Annotated in this window: 2 protein-coding genes; both read left to right on the top strand. The window is 37.6% G+C overall.

The window, feature by feature from the left end; genetic code table 11:
- The first annotated feature begins 379 nt into the window (after nucleotides 1–379).
- Nucleotides 380–1,630 carry a hypothetical protein gene (locus AB1397_07655; GenBank protein ID MEW6482847.1) on the top strand — a complete coding sequence of 417 codons (1,251 nt, stop codon included), beginning with the start codon at nucleotides 380–382 and terminating at the stop codon, nucleotides 1,628–1,630.
- A 412-nt stretch (nucleotides 1,631–2,042) separates the two neighbouring features.
- A partial coding sequence (locus AB1397_07650; protein MEW6482846.1) for a hypothetical protein occupies nucleotides 2,043–2,764 on the top strand: 722 nt, incomplete at its 3' end.

Here is a 2,764-nt window from a genome sequence, read left to right as displayed (position 1 = left end):
TCTCTGATGAAGACAAAGAAAGTGCTTATTAGCAAAGGGATGGCTTGCCTGATTGTATTAGCCTTGCTTGGGAGTATGAGATTGACTGACTCAGCTCAAGGGGCTTGGTGGCAGTTCTGGAAGAATTGGGGGGAAAGAAAGGGCGGTTGGGGAAAGAGGGAAGGTGGTAGTTAAGGGAAGAAAAAGTTTTTTAAAAAAATGATAAAAGATTACAAAAATTGCTTGCATAGGCTCTTAAGTTGTGGTATAATTTTTTTTAAAAGCCTCAGAGAGATTTAGAGCCTGAGGAGAAAAGTTATTTTTTTAGTTGACTTAAATCTCTTGAATGGGGTATAATAAGATTTAAGGTCAGAAATCTTAAAAGAGAGGTGATGAGGAAATGTTTAGAAAGAAGGCAATTAAAGGGCTGATTTGCTTGCTGGCAATGGGTGTGATGGCTTGCGCATCTTTGGCTATGGCTAAGAAGCCTGCTCAAGAGCCAGCCCAGATAGAGAAACCTCAAGCAGTGGCTCAGCCAGAGGCTAAATCAGCAAAAGTTAAAAAGACCACAAAGGTATCAAGGATTGAAAGTGAATCAACTAAGGGTGAGACAATAGAGCAAAAAGGGACTCAAACAACAGAAACCGAGGCGATAGAACCAGAGCCGATTATGGAATATAAACTCCCTGAAGGCGAAGAAATTGTTGATGTTATCTTTGGTGAGGCAACAATGACAGTAAAAGAGGCAAGGGCTTTGGGGATGAAAGGGTTGGAGAAGAGAAAGGCAACTGAAAAAGTGAAGGTGCAGTATCCGAAGGTGGTGATAACTCAAGAAAAGCCATGGATGAAAATAATTGAAGGGGTAAAAACATCGGGTGCTGGAAGTTTGAAATCAATTAAGTTTTTAGATAAAAAAGGAGATGTGTTTAAGACAATTCCTTTAGAAGAGGTAAAGATTGTAGAAATTACAAAAAAGGCTCCTTTAGAAAAACAAAAACCTTATAAAATTAAATACTTAACTCTTAAATATCCCGCGATAAATAAGAATGCAAAACTTATAGGGTTAGGGATTAATGAAAAGTATGGACCAAAAATCAATGAAGAAGGAAAAGAAGAATTTTATGAGGGATGTGGTGAGCAGATAGAGAAAGGAAAGGTTCTTATTTTAGATTCAAATGGAAATGTATTATGGGAAAAAGAGTTTCCAAAAGGACGAGGTGCTGAACCTCCTCTAATTTCAGATAATGGTGAGATAATAGTTGTAGAGACTGGTTATATGGACATCCCCATGGAGTTGTTCTCGTTGCCAGAATTAGATACAACTGAAGATAGGCTATATATATATGACAAAAATGGAAACGAAATCCTTCGGATTCCTTCTGGGAAAGAGAAAGAGTATTTACGGTTGGATAGTATGCCTATGTTATCCCAAAATGGAAGATATCTATCAGTAAAAATTGAAAATAAACTTAAAAAATATCCTGATAATTGCTCAACCTTTTTTTATGATTTAAAAAGAAAAACTTATTGGGATGCAGAGAAAGAGTATTGGGTTTATGAAATATCAAATGATGGTATTGTTGAAGTGAAAGAATTTGGTAAAGGTAAACCAATTGTTAAGGTAGATTTAAAAAAATACTTAGGAGAATAAATCAATGAAGATCAAATGGATTATAGCAGTTTTAGGGCTACTGATTTATCCAACAACTTTATTTTCTCAAACCTTACCTCCACCTGGTAATTGGCCTATTACTTCAGATTATGGACCCAGAGCTTTAGCTGGTCACTATTGGCATGGAGGAATAGACTATGGGGGTCCTTACGGTGCTTCAATTCAGGCTGTTGAAGGTGGAGACATTGATAGGATAAGATATTTGGAGGGTGGTTGGAATTTGAGGATTCGAGGTTCGTTAGGAAAGTGGGAATATATTCATATTTTTACAGGTAATGGCTATGTACCAGTACCCTTGGGTAATTGGGAATTAAGAAATGCTACATTGGTAAATCCTAATAATCCAAATGATGTTACTTACTCGAATGTTATAATTTTATGGTCAGGAACAATGGCAACGAAGGTATTGTCCGAAGAGGGTTATTCTGGCCGTTGGATCCGAAATCCCGATGGTTCATACATAAGAGACACAACTGGTGCTACAGCAACAACAAGAGCCTCTATAGAACAATCTGAAGCAATAGCTCCTGTTGGAAATTCAGGAGGTGTACCTACTCATCTTCATTTGGAATATAACAATGGTGATGACAATCCTCTTTTATATGTAGTTCACGACCCATCCAATTACTCCCTTACCTTCCAACATCCCACTGATGCTGATGATGGACATGTGGATGGCAAGATAATAATCTCCCATGCTCAGCCAGATACAGAAAGAATTAACACAAGGATAAATACAACTACTGGACTTGACCTGAATATAACTCAATTCTACATTGATCAGGTTGATGATACCCATAGACTCTGGAGGTCTTGTTACGGTGGGAGGCAAGATGATGGAGATAGAAGCAATACTCAAGAATCCAATGGACGAACTGATGGGATTGACCCACAAAGCAATGGAATTGATGATTTTATATACAACTGGGATTCAACCACAGTAGATGATGGCGAACATAGACTTATAGCAGTAGCAACTAATGTGAATAATAATTTCAGTCTTACAGATTGGATAACAATATATGTAGACCCCACCCCACCCCAGATAAAGAAGGTAAGAATTACTTCTGGAACAAAGACTACGAAGGTAGAGAATGTATGGAATGACTTTAT

This window comes from bacterium (assembly GCA_040756715.1).
Lineage (GTDB): Bacteria > UBA9089 > UBA9088 > UBA9088 > UBA9088 > JBFLYE01.
Note: the sequence above shows the minus strand (reverse complement) of the source record. Positions and strands in the feature narration are given on the sequence as shown.

Excerpts from the sequence above, each read along its gene's own strand:
- AB1397_07655 (MEW6482847.1), top strand. The coding sequence starts at position 380 with ATGTTTAGAAAGAAGGCAATTAAAGGGCTGATTTGCTTGCTGGCAATG.